Genomic DNA, 20,624 nt, shown 5'->3' with positions numbered 1-20,624 from the left:
GAGGCGTCACATCCAGGACGGGAATAGAGTGCACTGTCACCGAATTTTCGAAGTGAGGGGTGGATCCGGGAGGGAAGCCGGCCAAATCCTGCCCACCTTCGTCATTCCGGAGGGGACGCGCGAGCGTCCGGCTCCGGAACCCACCCGCCGCCGAGAAATGTGTGAATCCCGTAGACGAGGCGACGGGCGCCCCCTATCCGACCGCCACCCGCGCGAACTGCCGGCGGTAGGCGGTCGGGCTGATCCCCAGCCGGCTGCGGAAGTGGTGGCGCAGGCCGTCGGCGGTGCCGAAGCCGCTCTCGGTCGCCACCCGCTCGATTCCGAGGCCTGACGTCTCCAGCAGGTCGGCGGCACGGCGCACCCGCTCGCCGGTCAGCCAGTCGCCGGGCGAGGTCCCGGTCGCCGCCTCGAACCGCCGGATGAAGCTGCGCCGGCTCATCGCCGCCTCGGCCGCCATGCGGTCGACGGTGATGCGCTCGCCCAGCCGCGCGCGCATCCAGTCGAACAGCCGGGCGAAGCGGGAGTCCTCGCGCTCGGCCACCGGCCGGTCGATGAACTGCGCCTGGCCGCCCTCGCGGTGCGGCGGCAGCACCAGCCGCCGGCCGATCTCGTTGGCGATCCGCGGCCCGAAGTCGCGCCGCACCAGGTGGACGCAGAGGTCGAGCCCGGCGGCGCTGCCGGCCGAGGTGAAGATCCCGTCGGCCTCGGTGTACAACACGTCCGGGTCGACCCGGACCGCCGGGAACCGGGCCGCCAGACGGTCGGCATAGTGCCAGTGGGTGGTGCAGCGGCGGCCGTCGAGCAGCCCGGTCGCCGCCAGCACCACCACGCCGGAGCACACCGAGACCAGCCGGCTGCCGCGGGCATGGGCTGCCCGCAGGGTCTCGACCAGCTCGTCCGGCACCGGCGCGTCGATGCCGCGCCAGCCGGGGATCACGATTGTCGCCGCCGCGCCCAGCTCGGCCGGCCCGCCATCGGCCTCGACCCGGAACCCGCCGACCGCCCGCAGCGGGCCCGGCCGCTCGGCGCAGACCCGGAAGCGGTACCAGTCCGGGCCCATCTCCGGGCGCGGCAGGCCGAACACCTCGACCACCTGGCCGAACTCGAAGGTGCACAGCCCGTCATAGGCCAGCACGGCGACGCTGCGCGGGTCGGGGTGGGGGATGCGCTGGTTTGGCATGATATTCACGATACCTGGCCTGAGTGCCGATTTCCAGACGGGCGCACCCGGCCGATGCTGCGGACCGTCGCAACCACGCCAGGAGCCCCGGCCATGCCGAGCGCCGTCGCCCAGATCCCCGCCGCCCCCTCGGCCGCCGCCCTCGCCCATTTCGAGGCGCTGATGGCGTTCGAGACCGACTGCTCGGACGTCCACCAGGCGTTCGCCGCGGACGCCGTCGACTTCGTGCTGCTCGACGTGCGCTCGCCGGCGCTGTTCGCCGCCGGCCACCTGCCGGGCGCCGTCAACCTGCCGCACGGCAAGATCGTCGAGCGCAAGCTCAGCCAATGGCCGGCCGGCACCCTGTTCGTGGTGTACTGCGCCGGGCCGCACTGCAACGGCGCCTGCAAGGCGGCGGTCCGGCTGGCCCGCCTCGGCCGCCCGGTGAAGCTGATGATCGGCGGAATCGAGGGCTGGAAGGACGAGGGTTTCGCGCTCGCGGCAGACCCGGCAGAAGCCGCCGCGTAGCCCGGCCCAGGGTCAGGTTCGCAGGCATTGCCGGGTGCGGTGCGGGACACTATGTTCCGCGCCGCGTTTTTCAGGCATAACCCGGCCCCATGACCGACCTCACGCACATCCGAAACTTCGCGATCATCGCCCACATCGACCACGGCAAGTCGACCCTCGCGGACCGGCTGATCCAGATGTGCGGCGGCCTCACCAGTCGCGAGATGAAGGAGCAGGTGCTCGACTCGATGGACATCGAGCGCGAGCGCGGCATCACCATCAAGGCGCAGACCGTCCGGCTGATCTACGACGCCAAGGACGGCAAGCGCTACACGCTCAACCTGATCGACACGCCGGGCCATGTCGACTTCGCCTACGAGGTCAGCCGGTCGCTGGCCGCCTGCGAGGGCTCGATCCTGGTGGTCGACGCCAGCCAGGGCGTCGAGGCGCAGACCCTGGCCAACGTCTACCAGGCGATCGAGGCCAACCACGAGATCATCCCGGTCCTCAACAAGATCGACCTGCCCGCCGCCGACCCGGCGCGGGTCAAGGAGCAGATCGAGGACGTGATCGGGCTCGACGCCTCGGACGCCATCGAGATCTCGGCCAAGACCGGGCTCGGCATGGACGCCCTGCTCGAGGCCATCGTGACGCGCCTGCCGTCGCCGAAGGGCGACCGCGAGGCCCCGACCAAGGCGATGATGGTCGACAGCTGGTACGACACCTATCTCGGCGTCACCTGCCTGGTGCGGGTCCATGACGGCGTCCTGAAGAAGGGCCAGCGCGTCAAGATGATGCAGACCGGGGCGGTGCACCCGGTCGAGCGCGTCGGCGTGCTGACGCCGAAGGGCCTGGAGGTCGATGTTCTCGGCCCGGGCGAGGTCGGCTTCATCAACGCCGGCATCAAGACCGTGGCCGACACCCAGGTCGGCGACACCATCACCGACGAGCGCAAGCCGGCCGCCAAGGCGCTGCCGGGCTTCAAGCCGAGCGTGTCGGTGGTGTTCTGCGGGCTGTTCCCGGCCGACGCCGGCGAGTTCGAGCACCTGCGCGACAGCCTGGAAAAGCTGCGCCTGAACGACGCCAGCTTCCACTACGAGATGGAGACCTCGGCGGCGCTCGGCTTCGGGTTCCGCTGCGGCTTCCTCGGCCTGCTGCACCTGGAGATCGTGCAGGAGCGCCTGGAGCGCGAGTTCGACCTCGACCTGATCACCACGGCGCCCAGCGTCATCTACAAGATCCACCTGACCGACGGGAAGCTGGTCGAGCTGCACAACCCGGCCGACATGCCCGACGTCATGAAGATCAAGTCGATCGAGGAGCCGTGGATCAAGGCGACGATCTTCGTGCCCGACGAGTACCTCGGCCCGATCCTGACCCTGTGCACCGAGCGCCGCGGCGAGCAGATCGACCTGACCTATGCCGGCAGCCGCGCCATGGTGGTGTACCGGCTGCCGCTGAACGAGGTGGTGTTCGACTTCTACGACCGCCTGAAGTCGATCAGCCGCGGCTATGCCAGCTTCGACTACCAGCTCGACAGCTACCGCGAGGGCGACCTGGTGAAGCTGAGCATCATGGTCAACGCCGAGCCGGTCGACGCGCTGTCGATGATCGTGCACCGCAGCCAGGCCGACCCGCGCGGCCGGGCGATGTGCGGCAAGCTCAAGGAGCTGATCCCGCGCCAGCTGTTCAAGATCGCCATCCAGGCGGCGATCGGCGGCAAGGTGATCGCCCGCGAGACCGTCGGCGCGCTGCGCAAGGACGTCACCGCCAAGTGCTACGGCGGCGACATCACCCGCAAGAAGAAGCTTCTGGAGAAGCAGAAGGAAGGCAAGAAGCGGATGCGGCAGTTCGGCCAGGTCGAGATCCCGCAATCCGCCTTCATCGCCGCCCTGAAGATGGACGGCTGACGGCGTCCGGCGTTGTCCGGCACCTTCGCCTCCCTGGCACCATGGAGCCGTCCGTGACCGACGACGACCCGATCGCCGCGTTCTACACGCGGTTTCCCTACCCCTGGCGCGAGCCGGCCGACGAGGAAGGCCGGTTCCAATGGATCCTGCCCGGCTGTCTTCCGGCGATCGCTCACCACGTGTATGGCGGCGTGCTTCCGCAGGGGCGGCCGCTGCGGATACTGGTCGCCGGCGGTGGCACCGGCGACGCCGTGGTCGGGCTCGGCGGATGGCTGCGGCGCCTGGGACTCGAGGGCCAGATCGACTATCTCGACCTGTCCGAGCGGTCCTGCGCCATCGCCCGCAAGCGGGCCGCCGCGCTCGGCCTCGACACGGTGCGCTTCGAGGTCGGCGCGATCGAGACGCTGGCCGCCCGGGCGGGCGGCATCTACGACTACATCGACCTGTGCGGGGTCCTGAACCACGTGCCCGACCCGGCGACCGCCCTGGCGGCCCTGTCGCACGCCCTGGCGCCCGGCGGCGGCATCGGGGTCATGGCCTATGGCGGGCTCGGCCGGTCCGGCGTCTACGAGGCCCAGGCCGCCCTCGGGATGCTGGGAGTCGACGCCGGGCGTCCCGACGGCATCGCCCTGGCCCGCGCCTTCGTTCAGGGCCTGCCCGGGACCAACTGGCTGCTCCGCAATCCGAGCTTCGCGAACGTCGCCGGGGCCGACGACATGGAACTGGCCGACGTCCTGCTGAATCCGCGCGACCGGGCGTTCAGCACCGACGACCTCGACGACCTGATGCAAGGCGCCGGACTGGCGATCCGCAGCTTCGCGCCGCGGTTCCTGTACGATCCGGCCCGGGCCCTGCGCGAACCGGCGCTCCGGACGGCCGCCGCCGCCCTGGATCGCCGGGCTCGCTGGCGGCTGGCCGAACTGATCCAGGGCTCGTGCAACAAGCATGTCCTGTATGCGGTCAAGCCCGGCGGCGACGCGCCGGACACCCCCGACGCCGACCCGGCCGAGCGGCTGCTCGACGACCCGCGGACCTTGCTGGTCCCGGCCGGCATCCATCCGCCGTCGCTGGCGACGTCCCTGAAGGCGGAACCGGAGGCCCGGCGCGGCGTGCGGATCCAGGTCGGCAGCCGCTCGATGTCGGTCGGCCTGGTGGCATCCGACCTGGACCTTGCCATCCTGTCGGCGATCGACGGCCCGACCCGGATCGGCACCGTGCTGGGACGACGCGACGTCGATCCCGGGACCGCGATGGCCGCGCTGCGCGCCCTGCAGCGAAGGCTCACGGACCTCGGCGCCCTGTACGTCATGGCCGGCTGACGGTCGGAGAGGCGTTCCCCGGTGGCGCGCGATCCGGCAAGCTGCGGCCGGAGCCAGACCGAGACCCGCGGAGAGCATCGATGACCGACCCCCGAACCGTCGCCGTCACCGGGGCGTCGCGCGGCCTGGGCGCCGCCATGGCCCTGGAACTGGCCGGCCGCGGCCTGACCGTCGGCTGCCTGTCGCGCCGTGGTGCCGGGCCGGAGGGCCTGGAGATTCCCGGGGACCGCGCGCAACGGATGGTCAACCTGGCCTGCGACGTCGACGACCCGGACTCGGTCCGGGCGGCGCTGGCGACGCTGGTCGGGCGGACCGGCGGCCTGCACGCCCTGGTCAACAACGCCGGCATCCACCGCCAGGGCCGCAGCGAGAGCTTCGGCCTGGACGACTTCGCCGCCGTGCTGCGCACCAACGCGCTCGGCACCTTCGCGGCCTGCCAGGCCGCCCACCCGCACCTGGTGGCGGCCGGCGGCGGCGTGATCGTCAACATCGGCTCGCACTACGACAAGATGGGCGTGAAGTACAACGCCGCCTACGCCGCCTCGAAGGCGGCGATCGGCGCGATCACCCGCTGCCTCGCGGTCGAGTGGGCCAGGCAGGGCATCCGGGTGGTCGACGTCGCCCCCGGCTTCACCCTCACCGACCTGAACCGCTCGCACATGCAGGACGAGCGGTTCCGCGGCTTCATCGAGCGCGCGATCCCGCGCGGCCGGCCGGGCGAGGCCTGGGAGGTGGCGCGGCTGGTCGGCGCCGTCGTCGCCGAGGACATCCCGTTCCTGACCGGCGAGACCCTGTACATCGACGGCGGGCAGGCGATCTCGAACTGACCCCTTCGTGGCCCCGCTGTCGCGGGGCTCCTCAGGATGAGGGAGCCTCACCATCACCCTGAGGCACCGGGCTCGGCCCGGCCCCGAAGGGCTTCATGAACACCGCGTCGACCGGGATCTTGTAGGCCTCGGCGAGCGCGTTGGTCTGGTTGAACATGCCGACCACCGCCAGCAGCTCGCCGTACTCGGCGTCGGTCATGCCGAGCTTGCGGGCCGCCGCGGTGTGGCTGCGGGTGCAGTAGTCGCAGCCGTTGGTGGCCGACACCGCGACCGCGATCATCTCCTTGAACTTCGGGTCGAGCGCGCCCGGCGCCATGACCTCCTTCAGGCCGTACCACAGCCGCTTCAGCGTCGGCGGGTGGCTGGCGAAGGTCTTCCAGGCGTTCGGCACGAAGTCGATGCCCTTGGTCGCCATGATGTCGTCGTACACCGCCCGCACCTCGCCGCTGGCATCGGCATACTCGACCATCTTCACCGTTGCCGGCTCGCTCATGGTCCGCTTCTCCTCACGGTCGTTTCCTCGCCTCGAACTGTGGCATGGTCGGCGGCGAGCGACGAGAGGAGCACCGCCATGACGATCTTCGACACCGATCTCTCCGGCCGGACCGCGCTGGTCACCGGATCGACCCGCGGAATCGGCTACGCCAGCGCCGCCGGGCTCGCGTCCATGGGCGCCCGGGTCCTGGTGAACGGCCGCACCGCCGACACGGTCGACCATGCGATCAACCAGCTGCGGGTCCGGGTGCCGGACGGCGAGTTCGCCGCCGCCCCGGGCGACCTCGGCACCGCCGCCGGCTGCGACGCGGTGATCGCCGCCGCCCCCGAGGTCGACGTGCTGGTCAACAACACCGGGATCTACGAGCCGAAGCCGTTCGCCGAGACCCCGGACGAGGACTGGCAGAAGATGTTCGACGTGAACGTCATGAGCGGGGTGCGGCTGAGCCGCCACTACCTGCCGAAGATGCTGGAGCGCGACTGGGGCCGGGTGGTGTTCGTGTCCTCGGAGTCGGCGATCTTCATCCCGGCCGAGATGGTGCATTACGGCTTCTCCAAGGCCGCCCAGCTCGCCATCGCGCGCGGCTGCGCCGAGCTGACCAAGGGCAGCCGGGTGACCGTGAACTCGGTGCTGCCTGGCCCGACCTGGGTCGAGGCCCAGGTCGAGCGGGTCGCCGCCCGGGCCGAGACGATGGGAATCTCCGTGGAGGAGTTCAAGCGGCGCACCTTCACCGAGCGACGCCCGAGCTCGCTGCTGCAGCGCTATGCCGAGCCCGAGGAGGTGGCGTCGCTGATCTGCTACGTCTGCTCGCCGGCCGCCTCGGCGACCAACGGCACGGCGCTGCGCTGCGACGGCGGCATCGTGAAGACGCCGTACTAAGAGTTGACGCCGAAAGCGACACGGGTGATTGCCGAAGTGTCCGCCTTCAATTATCTTAGAATGTCGCTATGTCGCTATGTCGCTATATGCAACAGGTGATCGCTCGCGTTGTCGAATTCGAGCTCGACCTTAGAAACTGTATACTTTCAACTGACGATAAATTTGCAGAATATTCAATATACCCTATTAACTAGGAAACCTAGCATGCGAAGCGCTGATGTTTCGGCCATAGTTGGGATCTCGGCGGGGCATTTTAATCCGTCCGTAGCACTGGCAACGTCTAAGGGCGATATCCTCTTCTTGGAAGAGGAACGTCTCTCGCGCGAGAAGCGCGCGCCGTTCCAGTTTCCAAGCCGCGCCTTGCGGCATGTTATTTCTGAATTCAAACTGGCTCCGACACAAATTGAAGCTATAACGATTGGATGGAATACCCATAGATATGACTGCGATGAAGTTGCCGATCATTATAAACAAATCGTTCAAAATCACTCAATTGATCAACGAACTTCGAGGTGGTTTGCTGAAAATAACAAAAAGTACAGAACTCCCATTGTTACTGAATATCTACAAAATCACTTTATGAAGGCATTGCATTCTAATTACTCCCCACCAATTGTGAGCTATGGACACCATTTTTCGCATGCCGTCGGCGCAGCTCATTACTCTGGCTTTAACAGATCACTTGTTTTGGTCATTGATGGATCGGCCGAAGTAGAAGCAACGTCAATATGGCTCTTCTCAGACAACCACATCTCATTGCTACACCGTGAGCTTATACCGAATTCACTCGGGTGGCTCTACGCCGCCATTACTGAATATTTAGGGTTTCGTGTCTATGATGGTGAATTCAAGGTTATGGGCCTTGCATCATACGGTTTACCGAATCCACAGATATTGAAGAAGTTTGACCGTATCATACGTCAGAACGGGTATCGATACTCAATAGACCCCTCGTACATATTCTACGGAGACCACCGATACTCGGAACGCTTCACTGATAAGTTGGTAGATCTTTTTGAAAACCCACCCCGACGACCCGAAGAAAACCTCCGACAGTGGCACGCCGATATTGCCTGGGGAGTTCAGCATGCAATCGAGGAATCAGCAGTCGCGCTGGTTAGACACTTTGCCGAAATCCATCAAGTGCGACACGTCTGCCTAACCGGGGGTGTTGCTCATAACGTCAAACTCAATGGCGAACTATTGCGCTGCTCATGGATAGATGATGTCTTCGGGGACCCTTTTGCCGGTGATGCTGGCGTCGCGCTATCATCCTGCCTACACTACGCCTCGAAGCGCTTTTCCCATGCACGAGAACGGCTCTCCAGTGCAATCTTTACCACCCCAATGGACCTCATCCGAATCGATGCGGCCGTAGACGGCGGCCCCTGGCATCGAGAAACTCCTGATGACCTAGAAGAGGCAGTCGCTGATCTACTGGCGGCAGGGGAATTTGTGGCGTGGTGCCAAGGCGGAATGGAGTCCGGGCCGCGGGCGCTCGGCAATCGCAGTCTGCTGGCTGATCCTCGCCATGTTGCAAATAAGGCGAAGCTAAATCTGGCCAAGGGGCGAGAGCTATGGCGACCATTCGCCCCATCTTTAACCGCTGACTTGTTCTACCAGCACTACGAAGCCTCACGTTCGGACGAATTCATGACGGCCGTCCGTTATGCTGAGCCTGAACTAGCAGCGCAGATCCCCGCCGTCGTCCACCACGATGGCACGTTCAGACCACAGGTCGTCACCGCTGAGTCGCATCCACAATTTCACAAGCTCCTGAAGGCATTCGGTGCCCGGTCTGGTGTCGAGGCGCTGATCAACACCTCGCTCAACCTTCACGGCGAACCGATCGTGGAGTCAGCGCGGGACGCTGTAAATGCCTTTGCAGCCATGCAAATTTCCTACATGGCCGTCGGCCCTTATTTATTGAAAAAGTACTGGTAATTACTCAATAAAAATAGCATGCAATTGAATTCTACGAAGCACCGCCGGCTGGGCGTTGCCGCAGAAAGCCGTCAACTATATGATTCCAGTCATTACTCTCAAGAGACTTTGCGCAAACCTGGCTAATCTTACAATCTCTCAGATCGTAAATTTTGCCCTCTCTAATATTTGATATCTGTAGAACATATTGAACCAACTGATGCGTAGGCCGCTCAGGCAGTTTTGAGCTTGGCTCAGTGAGGTATCTGATCGCCGCTTGCGTTCCAAGGCCATAGTTTCCCGATGCAATTACAATAAGCGGCCCCTCCTCAATTTTTATTCTTGTAATTAATGCTGCTTCCGTTGTCAAAAACCCTTGATCATCCGTTCTCGATATATAGGAGGCCGCTCTTGGACCATCGTGAACCTCGCGTGGACGCCCCTCAGTTTTACAGTCCTGGACGAATTCGGCACCAATATGATCTAGAAATGAATTCAACGCAGGAAAACTGATATCCCCACCTAAAACTACAGCATTTTCTTTAATATTCTGGAGCATTTCATTCACTGATTTTCTAGCATTTACAGAATTTAAGTTAATGCCATAATTCAAACGGTAGTTAAAGGTAGTATGAAGATCATTCTGGCAATCTGCGGTGAACACAGATAATCTTGCCCCTCCTTTACGCGGATCATCTGTTCCTTGAGTTCCAAAAATGATATTTATTCTCCCGGTACGTAAATCAAAATCCCAAAACCGCACAATATCCATAAAACTCCACCTTGACGCATAGCGCGTCACAGCCGCCTGCAAAAATGGCAGCCCGAGAAATATCACCACAAATGCAGATACAATGCTATTTACGATTGGCATTACTGCCTCAGGTGAGGTTGGCTGAATGCCATAACATTTCCACCCGACAAAGAGAGTGGTAGCGATCAAAATCGTAGCAAGCAGCAAACCATACGCTACAACCCGAAGATTCAGTCTGCGCAGCATCCCCCCCCTCCTCTTCGTGAGGCTAGCTTTATTCATGAAACTCATTTATTCTATTTCTCTTTTTTTGTGATCAACCATACACAAGCAACGCACAGTGAGTCGATTTCGGTACCGTTGACACCTCGCTCAGGCATGGTCCCTGCCCCAGGAAAATCTATACTCAGATCCCGCGGAACAAAGAGCATTGAACTCAGATCTCTTGAACCAAACGGTACCAGACAAGCCCGTCACGATTCATCCATAAATTTACTTAGTCCCAGATCAAGCGATCTCTGCGAGTGCACACTTTATGCCCCGACGTCGCTAAACCCGCGCGAGCAGCTCCTCCACGAAGGCCGGGACCAGCACCGTCGCCGGGCCGTGCCGGGCCTCGTGGAAGCCGGTGACCCCGGCCGACGGCTCCAGGTTCAGTTCCAGCGTGTGGGCGCCGCCGACATAGCGCGCCTCCTGCACGAAGCCGGCCGCCGGGTAGACGTTGCCGGAGGTGCCGATCGACACGAACAGCGCGCACTCCGCCAGCGCGCCCATGATCCGCTCCATCTCCAGCGGCATCTCGCCGAACCACACCACATGCGGCCGCATGCCGCCGGCCGACCCGCAGGACCGGCAGACGCTGTCCCGCGACAGGTCCTCGCGCCACGGCTCGACGACCTCGCAGCCGGCACAGCGGGCCTTCAGCATCTCGCCGTGCATGTGGATCAGCGCGGTCGAGCCGGCGCGGTCGTGCAGGTCGTCGATGTTCTGGGTCACCAGCAGCACCGGGCCCGGCCAGTCCCGCTCCAGCCGCGCCAGGGCGGCGTGCGCGGCATTCGGCTGGACGTTCGGGTTCAGCACGCCGCGGCGGCGGCTGTTGTAGAATTCATGCACGTGGTCGGGATCGCGCATGAAGGCTTCGGGGGTCGCCACGTCCTCGATCCGCACCCGCGCCCAGATCCCGCCGGCATCGCGAAAGGTGTCGAGGCCGGATTCCTTGGAGATCCCGGCGCCGGTCAGAATGACGATCGCATCCGTCGGTTTCAGATCCTTCAAGGCTGCACCCGTTCCGCTCGCCCGCCTGCTCGACTGCGACAAACCCGCGCTTGACCGCCGCCGGGTTCGGCCGCGACTGTAGCCGCCCGCAGCGCCGGGCGCGAGCCCCGGCCATCCGAGGCAGCCGGGCACGCCAGCATGTACAGCATCCTCTTCGTCTGCACCGGGAACATCTGCCGCTCGCCGACCGCCGAGGGGATCACCCGGGCCATGCTGGAGAAGCGCGGCCTCGGCGACCGCGTCGTGGTCGATTCCGCCGGCCTGTACGACGGCCATGCCGGCGAGGCCCCCGACCTGCGCGCCCGGATGGCCGCGAAGGCCCAGGGCTACGACCTGTCCGAGCTGCGGGCCCGGGCGTTCACCGACCGGGACTTCGAGGCGTTCGACCTGATCCTCGGCATGGACCGCGGCCATGTCCACGACCTGCGGATCCGCGGCGGCCAGGCCCACCGCGACCGGGTCCGGCTGTTCCTCGACTACACGCCGGACATGAAGGGCGTCGCCGTGCCCGACCCCTACGGCCGCGACGCCGAGGAGTATCGCCGCGCCTTCGAGATGATCGAGACCGGCTGCGCGGCCCTGGTCGACGCCCTGGTCGCCGCCGAGGTCGCCGGGTAGCTCAGCAGAACTCGCCCTCCTCCCAGTCGTCGGCATCCGGCAGCCGCTCCAGCGGCACCGCCATCCGGCGCTCGTAATGCGGGCCGTCGCGCCCGAGGAAGCTCTCGAACAGCACCGCCTCGCGGACCTCGAACGGCCCGGCCGCGAACGGCCCGCGCAGCGCCGTCCAGTGCGCGACCGCATCCTCCGGCACCGCGCCGGCCATCCGCGCCAGGGTCACATGCGGCACGAATTTGCGGGTCTCGGCCGGCTGGCCGGCCCGCCGCGCGGCCGCCTCGACCCGGCCCTGCAGCAGCGCCAGCGCCGGCTGCGGCTCGACCCCGGCCCACAGCGCCCGCACCCGCCGGCCGCTGCCGAAATGCCCGAAGCCGGCCAGCCGCAGCGGGAACGCCGGGGCACGCAGCGACGACAGCGCCGCCGCCAGGTCCTCGGCGGCGTCGCGGCCGACCTCGCCGACGAACCGCAGGGTCAGGTGCAGGTCGTCCGGATCGACCCAGCGCGCGCCGTCCAGCCCGCCCATCACGGCCGACAGCCGCTCGGTCACGTCCTCCGGCATGGCGATCGCCACGAACAGGCGCATGGGATACCTCGCTCGACTGCCGCCCGTCGCTTCGTGGGTTCCGGGTCGCGCTACGCTTGCCCGGAATGACGAAGGGGGTGGGTGGCTTCCCCCTCCCGTCGTCATTCCGGAGAGACGCGCGCCGGCGCGGCTCATCCGGAACCCACGAACCGACGAGCCGCCGTCACCCTACCCCGTCACGGGTCGCGCTGCGCCTGCCCGGAGTGACGAAGCGGTGGGTGGCTTCCCCCTCCCGTCGTCATTCCGGAGAGACGCGCGCCGGCGCGGCTCATCCGGAACCCACGAACCGACGAGCCGCTGTCACCCTACCCGGTCACGGGCACGGGTTCGACCAGCGCGCCTGGATCGCCTCGATGCCCTGCAGCACCTCGTCGCCGAGGGTCAGGTCGACGCTGTCGATGTTGGCGGCCAGCTGCTCCAGGGTGGTCGCGCCGACGATGGTCGCGGTGGTGAAGCGCCGCGCGTTCACATAGGCCAGCGCCATCCGCGCCGGGTCCAGGCCGTGCTCGCGCGCCAGCGCCACGTAGGCGGCGATGGCGGCCTGGCCGGACTCGCCGCCGTAGCGCCGGAAATAGTCGGCGAACTCGGTCATCCGGGCACCCGCCGGGCGCGCGCCGCCGGCGTATTTGCCGGTCAGCCAGCCGCCGGCCAGCGGCGAGTAGGCCAGCAGCCCCATGTCCTCGCGGATCGCCACCTCGGCGCAGCCGACCTCGAAGCTCCGGTTCACCAGGTTGTAGGCGTTCTGCACCGACACCGGGCGCGGCAGCCCGGCCTGATCGGCGATCCGGGCGAAGCTCATCATGCCCCAGGGGGTCTCGTTCGACAGCCCGACATGGCGGATCTTGCCGGCCCTGACCAGGTCGCCGAGCACGCCCAGGGTCTCGGCGATCGGGATCGCGTCCTCGTCCTCGACATGGACATAGCCGAGCTTGCCGAAGCTGTTCACCGAGCGCTCCGGCCAGTGCAGCTGGTACAGGTCGATCCGGTCGGTGCGCAGCCGCCGCAGGCTGTCCTCGACCGCCCGGGTCAGGTGCTCGCGGTTCAGCCGCGGCCTGCCGTCGCGGATATGGCCGAAGCGGCTGCCCGGGCCGACCGCCTTGCTGGCGACGATCACCCGGTCGCGGGTGCCGCGCGCGGCCAGCCAGCTGCCGATGATCTCCTCGCTGCGGCCGTAGGTCTCGGCGGTGACCGGCACCGAGTACATCTCGGCGGTGTCGATGAAGTTGACCCCGCGGTCCAGCGCCAGGTCCATCTGGGCGTGGCCCTCGGCCTCGGTGTTCTGCCGCCCCCAGGTCATGGAGCCGAGGCAGATCAGGCTGACCTCGAGGTCGGTGCGGCCGAGCCGGCGGTACTGCATGACGGGGCTCCGGGAGTGCGACGGACGAGGGTCGCGCTATACCGGAGCCCGCCTTGCGGGGCAACGCCTCCGGGCGACGGCTCAGCTCGCCCGCAGCATCCCGAAGATCTCGTCCTTCAGCTTCAGCCGCTGGCGCTTCAGTTCCTCGGCATGCTCGTCGGTCGTCGGCTCGATCTCCTGCTCGATCCGGGCGATCGCCTTGTCGACCTGGTGGTACTCGTCGTACAGCCGCGCGAAATGCGCGTTGCCGGTCTTCAGGTCGTGGATGCGGTCGCGGAACTCCGGAAACTCGTGGCCGATGTCGTGGTGGAAGTCGCCCATGCTCTGCTCCTCGGTCGGTGTCGGCGCGACCCTAGACGGGAGCCGGGCGGGCCGACTTGACCTGCGTCAAGACCGGGTGCCGCGGCGGTCAGCGCCGCCAGTCGAGCAGGGTCACGGTATTGCCGTCCGAGCCGGCACCCTTGCCGGCGACCACCTCGATCCCCTCGAGGATCATGTCGACCGTGCCGTCCGGCCGGCCGAGCGGCAGCAGCAGGGCCTCGGCCCGGATCCAGTCGTTCTCCAGATACGGCGCGGTGTCGAGCGAGGCGACCGGGGCGCCGGTGTCGGCGCAGGCCCGCAGGTCGAGCAGCACCCGCTCCGTATTGTCGCCGTACAGCGACGCGTCCATCCAGCGGCCGGTCGAGTCCCGCTTGGCCAGCTCGGTCAGCCGGGTTCCGACCAGCCGGAAGCGGAAGCGCTGCGGATCGTGGAACACGTCGACCAGCATCAGGTTCGGCAGCAGCCGCGGGATGTCGAGCGGGTCGAGGTCCTCGCGCGCCGGCATGACACGGCCGGCGGCGAGCGACAGCCAGTAGTCGCGCAGCTCGCGCAGGCGCGGGCTGGCCAGCGTCGCCCCGCTTCGCACGAGCCGCCACGGCGCCGCGCCGGAGCGCGGACGCCAGTCCTGTCCGTCCAATGTCATCCCGCCCCCGGGCCAGTCGCCGATCCCCGCCGGCGAGACTAGCATCCGGCGGCCACAGGCCGAACAGCGGCAGGTGACAACCCGGTTCGCGCGCCCTATAACCCATGCCATGACCCGCGCCACCGCCAGCTTCTGGTTTTATTTCAGCTATCCGCAGCCGGCGGCGGGGGCATGGGTGCGCGCGACCTAGACAGACAGCGCAGCAGACCATCCCGAAGCCGCCGGCCCTCCCGGCGGCTTTTTTCGTCGCCGGCGGGCCTCCACCAGGAGGAAGTTCCCGTGAAGACCGTCACCGAAGAGATCCGCACCGAGGCCGAGGCCATCACGCCCGGCACCGACGACCTGCGGATCGCCGCCATCACCGCGATCAGCCGCCCCGAGGACGTGATCGCCGAGCTGCCGCGCAGCGATGCGGCCTCGCGAACCGTCGCCGGCGCCCGCCGGGCGATCCACCGCATCCTGGCTGGCGCCGACGACCGCCTGGCCGTGGTGATCGGCCCGTGCTCGGTGCACGACCCGGAGGCGGCGCTGGAGTACGCCGGCCGGCTGCTGGAGCAGCGCCGCCGGTTCGCCGGCGAGCTCGAGGTGGTCATGCGGGTGTATTTCGAGAAGCCGCGCACCACGGTCGGCTGGAAGGGCCTGATCAACGACCCGGACCTGGACGGCAGCTTCCGGATCGACAAGGGCCTGCGGCTGGCCCGCGGCCTGCTGGCCCGCATCGCCGACAGCGGCCTGCCGGCCGGCTGCGAGTTCCTCGACACCGCCACCCCGCAGTATTTCGCCGACCTGGTCGGCTGGGGCGCGATCGGCGCCCGCACCACCGAGAGCCAGATCCACCGCGAGCTGGCGTCCGGCCTGTCCTGCCCCGTGGGCTTCAAGAACGGCACCGACGGCAGCGTGAAGATCGCGGTCGACGCGGTGGTCTCGGCCGCCCAGCCGCACCACTTCCTGGCGCTGACCAAGAGCGGCCAGGGCGCGATCGCCGCGACCACCGGCAACCCGGACTGCCATGTGATCCTGCGCGGCGGCAACGACGGCCCGAACTTCGACGCCGCCAGCGTCGACGCCGCCTGCGCCACCGCCGAGAAGGCCGGCCTGCGCGGCCAGGTGATGGTCGACGCCAGCCACGCCAACAGCGCCAAGAACCCGGAGAACCAGCCGGCGGTGATCGACGACGTCGCCCGCCGGATCGCGGCCGGCGAGCGCCGGATCATCGGCGTGATGGCCGAGAGCAACCTGGTCGCCGGCCGCCAGGACCTGGAGCCCGGCAAACCGCTGGTCTACGGCCGGAGCATCACCGACGGCTGCGTCGACTGGGAGACCTCGGTGGCGATGCTGGAGCGGCTGGCAGAAGCCGTCCTTCGCGGCCGCGCCTTGCGCGGCACCTCAGGATGAGGCGTGGTTCCGGACGACGCCCGTCACCTTTCTCCATCATCCTGAGGCGCCGCGCGGAGCGCGGCCACGAAGGGCCCATCGCCCTGAGAATATGCACCACCCCGTTCCATAGCGAGAGCATGCCCGCCTTCGTCTACATCCTGCGCTGCGGGGACGGCAGCTACTACGTCGGCTTCACCCGGCGGTCGCCGGACGAGCGACTGGCGATCCACCGGTCGGGTGCCGTGCCGGGATACACCGCCACCCGGTTGCCGGTCGAAATGGTGTGGTGCGCCGAGTTCCAGTTCGGTGCCGAAGCCTTCGCCGTGGAGCGACAGATCAAGGGCTGGAGCCGCGCCAAGAAGGAGGCCCTCATCGCCGGAGACGACGAGGCCTTGAAGCGCCTGTCGAAGCGGCGCGGCGGCCACGAAGGGCACGCTCGACCAGCGCCTCGACCGTCGGCAGGATGCGCTCGACGATCTCCGACACGCCCTCGGCGGTCGGGTGAATGCCGTCGTCCTGGTTGAGCGCGGCATTCGCGGCGACCCCGTCGAGGAAGAACGGGTAGAACGCGACGTCATGCTTGCGGGCGAGGTCGACGAAGGCCTGCTGGAACGCCTGGCCGTAGTCGCGACCCATGTTCGGCGGCGCGCGCATGCCGACCAGCAGGGTCGGAATGCCCCGGGCCGCGAGTTCGGACAGGATGGCGTCGAGATTGTCACGCATCTGCGCGACCGGCAGGCCACGCAGCCCGTCATTGGCGCCGAGCTCGACGATCGCCGCATCCGGGCGCTCGGCCAGCGACCAGGCCAGCCGGGCCCTGCCGCCCGCGCTGGTGTCGCCGGAGACGCCGGCGTTGATCACCCTGGCGTCGATCCCGCGCTGGATCAGGGCCGCCTGCAGCTGCGCCGGAAAGCTCGAGCCCCTGGACAGGCCGTAGCCCGCCATCAGCGAGTCGCCGAGGCCGAGGATGGCGATCGGCTCGGCCCGAAGCGGGGCGGCAAGGCACAGCAACAGCAGCAAGCCGGCCGCCAGGGCTTTGATCGGCCGCGGCCAGGGCCCATATGGGCCTGATGCCCGGGCGAAGGGGCAGGGCGCAACGGCGACGGCAATGGAACGCGACACGATGACCTCTCCCGACCGACCGCAGGCCGTCGAACCGATCATCCAGCTCGACGGCGTTACCCTGAACCTGAGGAGTGCGGCCGGCGAGGTCAACGTGCTGCGCGGAATCGACCTGACCGTGGCCGCCGGCGAGGCGGTCGGCGTGGTCGGTCCGTCCGGCGCCGGCAAGTCGACCCTGATGATGATCGCCGCCGGGCTGGAAAGCCCCAGCGCCGGGTCGGTGCGGGTTGCCGGCCGCGACCTGGTCGGGCTCGACGAGGATGCCCTGGCGCGGTTCCGCCGCGACCATGTCGGCATCGTGTTCCAGGCGTTCCGGCTGGTCCCGACCATGACCGCGCTGGAGAACGTGGCGATCCCGCTGGAGCTGGCCGGGCGGGCCGACGCCTTCGACGCGGCGGCGGCGGCGCTCGGCCGGGTCGGGCTGGCGGCCCGCACCGAGCACTATCCGGACCAGCTGTCCGGCGGCGAGCAGCAGCGCGTCGCGATCGCCCGCGCCTTCGTCGCCCGCCCGCGGCTGCTGCTGGCCGACGAGCCGACCGGCAACCTCGACGGCAAGACCGGCGACACGGTCATCGAGCTGCTGTTCGCGCTGGCCCGCGACCACGGCACCACGCTGCTGCTGATCACCCACGACACCGCGCTGGCCGACCGCTGCGACCGGGTCATCCACATCGCCGACGGCCGCATCGTCGAGCACGACGCCGCCCTGGCGGCGGAGTAGCCCGATGCCCCCGCGTTTCGGTTCCTGGCCCCTCGCCCTGCGCCTGGCGCGGCGCGAACTGCGCACCGGCCTCAAGGGCTTCCGGATCTTCATCGCCTGCCTGGCCATCGGGGTGGCGGCGATCGCCGCCGTCGGCTCGGTCTCGTCGGCCATGATGGCCGGGCTCGAGGGCGACGCCCGCCGCCTGCTCGGCGGCGACGTCGACCTGCGGCTGGTGCACCGGCCGGCCAGCGACGAGCAGCGCGCCTGGCTGCAGCAGTCCGGCCGGGTGTCCGAGGTGCTGGCGATGCGGGCGATGGCGCGGCGGCCCGACGGCGAGGCCCGCACCCTGGTCGAGCTGAAGGCGGTCGACGGCGGCTACCCGCTGGTCGGCACGGTGACCCTGGCCCCGGCCGCCGAGCTCGGCGACGCCCTCGCCGAGCGCGACGGCGCCTACGGCGCGATCGCCGAGGAATCCCTGGCGACCCGGCTGGACCTGGCGGTCGGCGACCGGCTGGTGGTCGGCGACGCCACCCTGGAGCTGCGCGGCATCCTGACCGGCGAACCCGACCGGATCGTCACCTTCGCCAGCTTCGGGCCGCGGCTGATGGTGGCGGCGGCGGCCCTGCCGGCGACCGGCCTGGTGCAGCCCGGCTCGCTGATCCGCTATCACTACCGGGTCGCGCTGCCGCCCGGCACCGACGCCCACGCCTGGCTCGATGACCTCGGCGACCGGTTCCCCGACGCCGGCTGGCGGACCCGCGCGCTGGACAGCGCCGCCCCGGGATTCGACCGCTTCGTCGACCGCACCACCCTGTTCCTGACCCTGGTCGGCCTGACCTCGCTGCTGGTCGGCGGGGTCGGGGTCGCGATGGCGGTGAAGGCCTATCTCGACGGCAAGACCGAGACCATCGCCACCCTGAAATGCCTGGGCGCGCCGAGCCGGCTGGTGTTCCGGACCTATCTGGCGGTGGTGCTGGCGCTGGCGGCGGTCGGCACGCTGATCGGCCTGGCGGTCGGGGCGACGGCTCCGATCGGCGCGGCCGCGCTGGCCGGCCCGCTGCTGCCGTTCGACCTGCCGGTCCGGCTGTATCCGCTGCCGCTGGCGGTGGCCGCGGCCTATGGCCTGCTGACCGCGCTGGCCTTCTCGCTCTGGCCGCTGGGCCGGGCCGGGCAGGTCCAGGCCGCCGCCCTGTTCCGCGCGGTGGTGGCGCCGCTGGCCGGCCGGCCGGCGCCGGCGGTGATGGCGTCGACCGCCGGGGCGGTGGCGCTGCTGGCCGCCCTGGCCGTGGCGACCGCCGAGGACCGCGGCTTCGCCGGCTGGTTCGTCGCCGGCGCCTTCGCCGCCTTCGCCCTGTTCCTGGCGGCCGGCCGGCTGGTGATGGCGGCGGCCCGCCGGGCCGGCCGGCCGCGCGACCCGGAGCTGCGGATCGCGCTCGCCAACCTGCATCGCCCGGGGGCCCCGACTCCCGGGGTCGTGCTGTCGCTCGGTCTCGGGCTGACGGTCCTGATCGCGGTCGCGCTGATCCAGTCCAACCTGGCCCGCCAGGTCGCCGAACGCCTCCCGAACGCCGCCCCGGCGTTCTTCTTCATCGACATCCAGCCGGACCAGGCGGCGCGCTTCCGGACGATCGTCGACGACATGCCGGCGGTGACCGAAGTGCGCACCACCCCGATGGTCCGCGGCCGCATCGCGGCGGTGAAGGGCGCCGACGCCGAGGCCCTCACGGTCGATCCGGATTCCGCCTGGGCCCTGCGCGGCGACCGCGGCCTGACCTACTCCGCCGACCCGCCGGAGGGCGCCGAGATCGTGGCCGGCACCTGGTGGCCCCGCGACTATGCCGGCCCGCCCCTGGTCTCGTTCGACGCCGGCATTGCCGAGGATTTCGGGATCGGGGTGGGCGACAGCATCACCCTGAACGTGCTCGGCCGGCCGATCACCGCCGAGATCGCCAATCTCCGGCGCATCGACTGGTCGTCGATGTCGATGAACTTCATCTTCGTGTTCGCGCCCGGCACCCTGGAGGCGGCGCCGCACTCGATCATCGCCACGGTCCGGGTCTCGGATCCGACGGCCGAGGCCGGGGTGCAGCGCCGGGTGACCGATGCGCTGCCGAACGTCACGGCGATCCGGGTGAAGGACGCCATCGAGGCCGCCGACCGCATCCTGCGCGCGGTATCGACCGCGGTCCGTGCCACCGCCGGGGTGACCCTGGTCGCCGGCGTCCTGGTGCTGGCCGGCGCGGTGGCGGCCGGCCACGCCCGCCGGGTGCGGGACGCGGTGATCCTGAAGGTCCTGGGCGCCACCCGCGGCCGCATCCTCAAGGCCTATGCCCTGGAATACGGCATCCTCGGCCTGGCGACCGCCGGCGTCGCCGCGGTCATCGGCTCGGCCGCCGCCTTCGCGGTGGTGACCCTGGTGATGCGGGCCGATTTCGTGCTGGCGCCGGAGGTGGTCGCGGCCGTAGCGGCGATCGCCACGGCGATTACCCTGGCGCTCGGCTTCGTCGGCACCTGGCAGGCGCTCGGCCAGCGCCCGGCCCCGCTGCTGCGCAATGAATGAGCTCGACTTTGGCCAAAAACGGCAGCGCTTGCCGCACCGGCGGGAGGCGGACTTCCTTCCTTCGTCGTCATTCCGGCCGCAGCGACGAAGTCGCGAAGAGCCGGAACCCACCCGCCGCCGCAACCGGGTACCACCGCCGGCGCCCGTCGCCCCGTCTACGGTGTTCACACATCTCGAAATGGCGTGCGGTTTCATGCAGTTCGTGACGCCCGTCACTTCGTGGTTCCCGGAGCCGGCTGCTCGCGCAGCCTCTCCGGGATGACGACAGGGGGGTGGGATCTCGCGGTGAAATCG

General features: G+C 68.3%; 19 protein-coding genes and 1 pseudogene. 11 read left to right on the top strand and 9 right to left on the bottom strand.

Annotation, left to right across the window (positions count from 1 at the left end):
* Positions 1-193: 193 nt before the first annotated feature.
* Entirely contained in the window at positions 194-1,180 is a 987-nt protein-coding gene (gene ftrA / locus RIC31_RS17250) for a transcriptional regulator FtrA (RefSeq protein ID WP_350110434.1), read from the bottom strand.
* 93 nt (positions 1,181-1,273) lie between these two features.
* Here ftrA and RIC31_RS17245 point away from each other — a divergent pair, with 93 nt between their 5' ends.
* The 4 genes from RIC31_RS17245 to RIC31_RS17230 all read left to right on the top strand — a co-directional run bounded on the left by RIC31_RS17245 (position 1,274) and on the right by RIC31_RS17230 (position 5,722).
* Positions 1,274-1,687, top strand: a complete 414-nt coding sequence (locus RIC31_RS17245) for a rhodanese-like domain-containing protein (RefSeq protein ID WP_350110431.1) — start codon at positions 1,274-1,276, stop codon at positions 1,685-1,687.
* Positions 1,688-1,776: 89 nt separating this feature from the next.
* Complete coding sequence (gene lepA, locus RIC31_RS17240; RefSeq protein ID WP_350110428.1) at positions 1,777-3,576, top strand: translation elongation factor 4; 1,800 nt, start codon at positions 1,777-1,779, stop codon at positions 3,574-3,576.
* Between the two features lie 53 nt (positions 3,577-3,629).
* Positions 3,630-4,895, top strand: a complete 1,266-nt coding sequence (locus RIC31_RS17235) for a class I SAM-dependent methyltransferase (RefSeq protein ID WP_350110425.1) — start codon at positions 3,630-3,632, stop codon at positions 4,893-4,895.
* Positions 4,896-4,975: 80 nt separating this feature from the next.
* Positions 4,976-5,722, top strand: a complete 747-nt coding sequence (locus RIC31_RS17230) for an SDR family NAD(P)-dependent oxidoreductase (RefSeq protein WP_350110422.1) — start codon at positions 4,976-4,978, stop codon at positions 5,720-5,722.
* Between the two features lie 31 nt (positions 5,723-5,753).
* Here RIC31_RS17230 and RIC31_RS17225 read toward each other — a convergent pair whose 3' ends face one another.
* On the bottom strand, positions 5,754-6,215 hold the full coding sequence (locus RIC31_RS17225) for a carboxymuconolactone decarboxylase family protein (protein ID WP_350110419.1): 462 nt from the start codon (positions 6,213-6,215) through the stop codon (positions 5,754-5,756).
* 78 nt (positions 6,216-6,293) lie between these two features.
* Between RIC31_RS17225 and RIC31_RS17220 the strand changes: the two genes are divergently transcribed.
* Positions 6,294-7,097, top strand: a complete 804-nt coding sequence (locus tag RIC31_RS17220) for an SDR family NAD(P)-dependent oxidoreductase (RefSeq protein WP_350110416.1) — start codon at positions 6,294-6,296, stop codon at positions 7,095-7,097.
* Positions 7,098-7,301: 204 nt separating this feature from the next.
* A complete protein-coding gene (locus RIC31_RS17215) occupies positions 7,302-9,041 on the top strand; it encodes a carbamoyltransferase family protein (RefSeq protein ID WP_350110413.1) in 1,740 nt (579 codons plus the stop codon).
* A gap of 31 nt (positions 9,042-9,072) precedes the next feature.
* On the opposite strand, the gene RIC31_RS17210 is transcribed toward RIC31_RS17215, so the two are convergent.
* Positions 9,073-10,020 (bottom strand): hypothetical protein, encoded by a 948-nt coding sequence (locus RIC31_RS17210; protein WP_350110410.1) that lies wholly within the window; start codon positions 10,018-10,020, stop codon positions 9,073-9,075.
* A gap of 303 nt (positions 10,021-10,323) precedes the next feature.
* Complete coding sequence (locus tag RIC31_RS17205; protein ID WP_350110407.1) at positions 10,324-11,049, bottom strand: NAD-dependent deacylase; 726 nt, start codon at positions 11,047-11,049, stop codon at positions 10,324-10,326.
* Positions 11,050-11,187: 138 nt separating this feature from the next.
* On the opposite strand from RIC31_RS17205, the gene RIC31_RS17200 reads away from it, so the two are divergent.
* Positions 11,188-11,667: a low molecular weight protein-tyrosine-phosphatase gene (locus RIC31_RS17200; RefSeq protein ID WP_350110404.1), complete on the top strand. Its 480-nt coding sequence runs from the start codon at positions 11,188-11,190 to the stop codon at positions 11,665-11,667.
* A gap of 1 nt (position 11,668) precedes the next feature.
* Here RIC31_RS17200 and thpR read toward each other — a convergent pair whose 3' ends face one another.
* The 4 genes from thpR to RIC31_RS17180 form a co-directional block, all read right to left on the bottom strand.
* Complete coding sequence (thpR, locus tag RIC31_RS17195) at positions 11,669-12,247, bottom strand: RNA 2',3'-cyclic phosphodiesterase (RefSeq protein ID WP_350110400.1); 579 nt, start codon at positions 12,245-12,247, stop codon at positions 11,669-11,671.
* Between the two features lie 313 nt (positions 12,248-12,560).
* Positions 12,561-13,604: an NADP(H)-dependent aldo-keto reductase gene (locus RIC31_RS17190; protein WP_350110396.1), complete on the bottom strand. Its 1,044-nt coding sequence runs from the start codon at positions 13,602-13,604 to the stop codon at positions 12,561-12,563.
* Positions 13,605-13,685: 81 nt separating this feature from the next.
* Positions 13,686-13,925 carry an HP1242/YdcH family protein gene (locus RIC31_RS17185; RefSeq protein WP_350110393.1) on the bottom strand — a complete coding sequence of 80 codons (240 nt, stop codon included), beginning with the start codon at positions 13,923-13,925 and terminating at the stop codon, positions 13,686-13,688.
* A gap of 88 nt (positions 13,926-14,013) precedes the next feature.
* A complete protein-coding gene (locus tag RIC31_RS17180) occupies positions 14,014-14,568 on the bottom strand; it encodes a PAS domain-containing protein (protein ID WP_350110390.1) in 555 nt (184 codons plus the stop codon).
* Between the two features lie 279 nt (positions 14,569-14,847).
* Between RIC31_RS17180 and RIC31_RS17175 the strand changes: the two genes are divergently transcribed.
* Both RIC31_RS17175 and RIC31_RS17170 read left to right on the top strand, forming a co-directional pair.
* Positions 14,848-15,963, top strand: coding sequence for a 3-deoxy-7-phosphoheptulonate synthase (locus RIC31_RS17175; RefSeq protein WP_350110387.1), 1,116 nt, complete (start codon positions 14,848-14,850; stop codon positions 15,961-15,963).
* Positions 15,960-16,295, top strand: a pseudogene (locus RIC31_RS17170) (GIY-YIG nuclease family protein); the annotation flags it as partial. The gene RIC31_RS17175 and the pseudogene RIC31_RS17170, both read left to right, overlap by 4 nt.
* Positions 16,296-16,314: 19 nt before the next feature.
* Here the strand turns inward: RIC31_RS17170 and RIC31_RS17165 are convergent.
* Positions 16,315-16,965: an arylesterase gene (locus RIC31_RS17165; protein WP_350110384.1), complete on the bottom strand. Its 651-nt coding sequence runs from the start codon at positions 16,963-16,965 to the stop codon at positions 16,315-16,317.
* A gap of 103 nt (positions 16,966-17,068) precedes the next feature.
* On the opposite strand from RIC31_RS17165, the gene RIC31_RS17160 reads away from it, so the two are divergent.
* Together RIC31_RS17160 and RIC31_RS17155 are read left to right on the top strand one after the other, a co-directional pair.
* Complete coding sequence (locus RIC31_RS17160; RefSeq protein ID WP_350110381.1) at positions 17,069-17,788, top strand: ABC transporter ATP-binding protein; 720 nt, start codon at positions 17,069-17,071, stop codon at positions 17,786-17,788.
* A 4-nt stretch (positions 17,789-17,792) separates the two neighbouring features.
* On the top strand, positions 17,793-20,330 hold the full coding sequence (locus RIC31_RS17155) for an ABC transporter permease (protein WP_350110378.1): 2,538 nt from the start codon (positions 17,793-17,795) through the stop codon (positions 20,328-20,330).
* The last annotated feature ends 294 nt before the right edge of the window (positions 20,331-20,624 follow it).

The organism is Thalassobaculum sp. (genome assembly GCF_040219615.1).
GTDB lineage: Bacteria > Pseudomonadota > Alphaproteobacteria > Thalassobaculales > Thalassobaculaceae > Thalassobaculum_A.
This window is presented reverse-complemented; position numbering and strand designations above follow the sequence as displayed.

What these genes read in the sequence shown, in the direction of transcription:
- ftrA (WP_350110434.1), bottom strand. Translation starts at nt 1,180, where the DNA reads ATGCCAAACCAGCGCATCCCCCACCCCGACCCGCGCAGCGTCGCCGTG.
- RIC31_RS17245 (WP_350110431.1), top strand. Translation starts at nt 1,274, where the DNA reads ATGCCGAGCGCCGTCGCCCAGATCCCCGCCGCCCCCTCGGCCGCCGCC.
- lepA (WP_350110428.1), top strand. Translation starts at nt 1,777, where the DNA reads ATGACCGACCTCACGCACATCCGAAACTTCGCGATCATCGCCCACATC.
- RIC31_RS17230 (WP_350110422.1), top strand. Translation starts at nt 4,976, where the DNA reads ATGACCGACCCCCGAACCGTCGCCGTCACCGGGGCGTCGCGCGGCCTG.
- RIC31_RS17225 (WP_350110419.1), bottom strand. Translation starts at nt 6,215, where the DNA reads ATGAGCGAGCCGGCAACGGTGAAGATGGTCGAGTATGCCGATGCCAGC.
- RIC31_RS17220 (WP_350110416.1), top strand. Translation starts at nt 6,294, where the DNA reads ATGACGATCTTCGACACCGATCTCTCCGGCCGGACCGCGCTGGTCACC.
- RIC31_RS17215 (WP_350110413.1), top strand. Translation starts at nt 7,302, where the DNA reads ATGCGAAGCGCTGATGTTTCGGCCATAGTTGGGATCTCGGCGGGGCAT.
- RIC31_RS17210 (WP_350110410.1), bottom strand. Translation starts at nt 10,020, where the DNA reads ATGCTGCGCAGACTGAATCTTCGGGTTGTAGCGTATGGTTTGCTGCTT.
- RIC31_RS17200 (WP_350110404.1), top strand. Translation starts at nt 11,188, where the DNA reads ATGTACAGCATCCTCTTCGTCTGCACCGGGAACATCTGCCGCTCGCCG.
- thpR (WP_350110400.1), bottom strand. Translation starts at nt 12,247, where the DNA reads ATGCGCCTGTTCGTGGCGATCGCCATGCCGGAGGACGTGACCGAGCGG.
- RIC31_RS17190 (WP_350110396.1), bottom strand. Translation starts at nt 13,604, where the DNA reads ATGCAGTACCGCCGGCTCGGCCGCACCGACCTCGAGGTCAGCCTGATC.
- RIC31_RS17185 (WP_350110393.1), bottom strand. Translation starts at nt 13,925, where the DNA reads ATGGGCGACTTCCACCACGACATCGGCCACGAGTTTCCGGAGTTCCGC.
- RIC31_RS17180 (WP_350110390.1), bottom strand. Translation starts at nt 14,568, where the DNA reads ATGACATTGGACGGACAGGACTGGCGTCCGCGCTCCGGCGCGGCGCCG.
- RIC31_RS17160 (WP_350110381.1), top strand. Translation starts at nt 17,069, where the DNA reads ATGACCTCTCCCGACCGACCGCAGGCCGTCGAACCGATCATCCAGCTC.
- RIC31_RS17155 (WP_350110378.1), top strand. Translation starts at nt 17,793, where the DNA reads ATGCCCCCGCGTTTCGGTTCCTGGCCCCTCGCCCTGCGCCTGGCGCGG.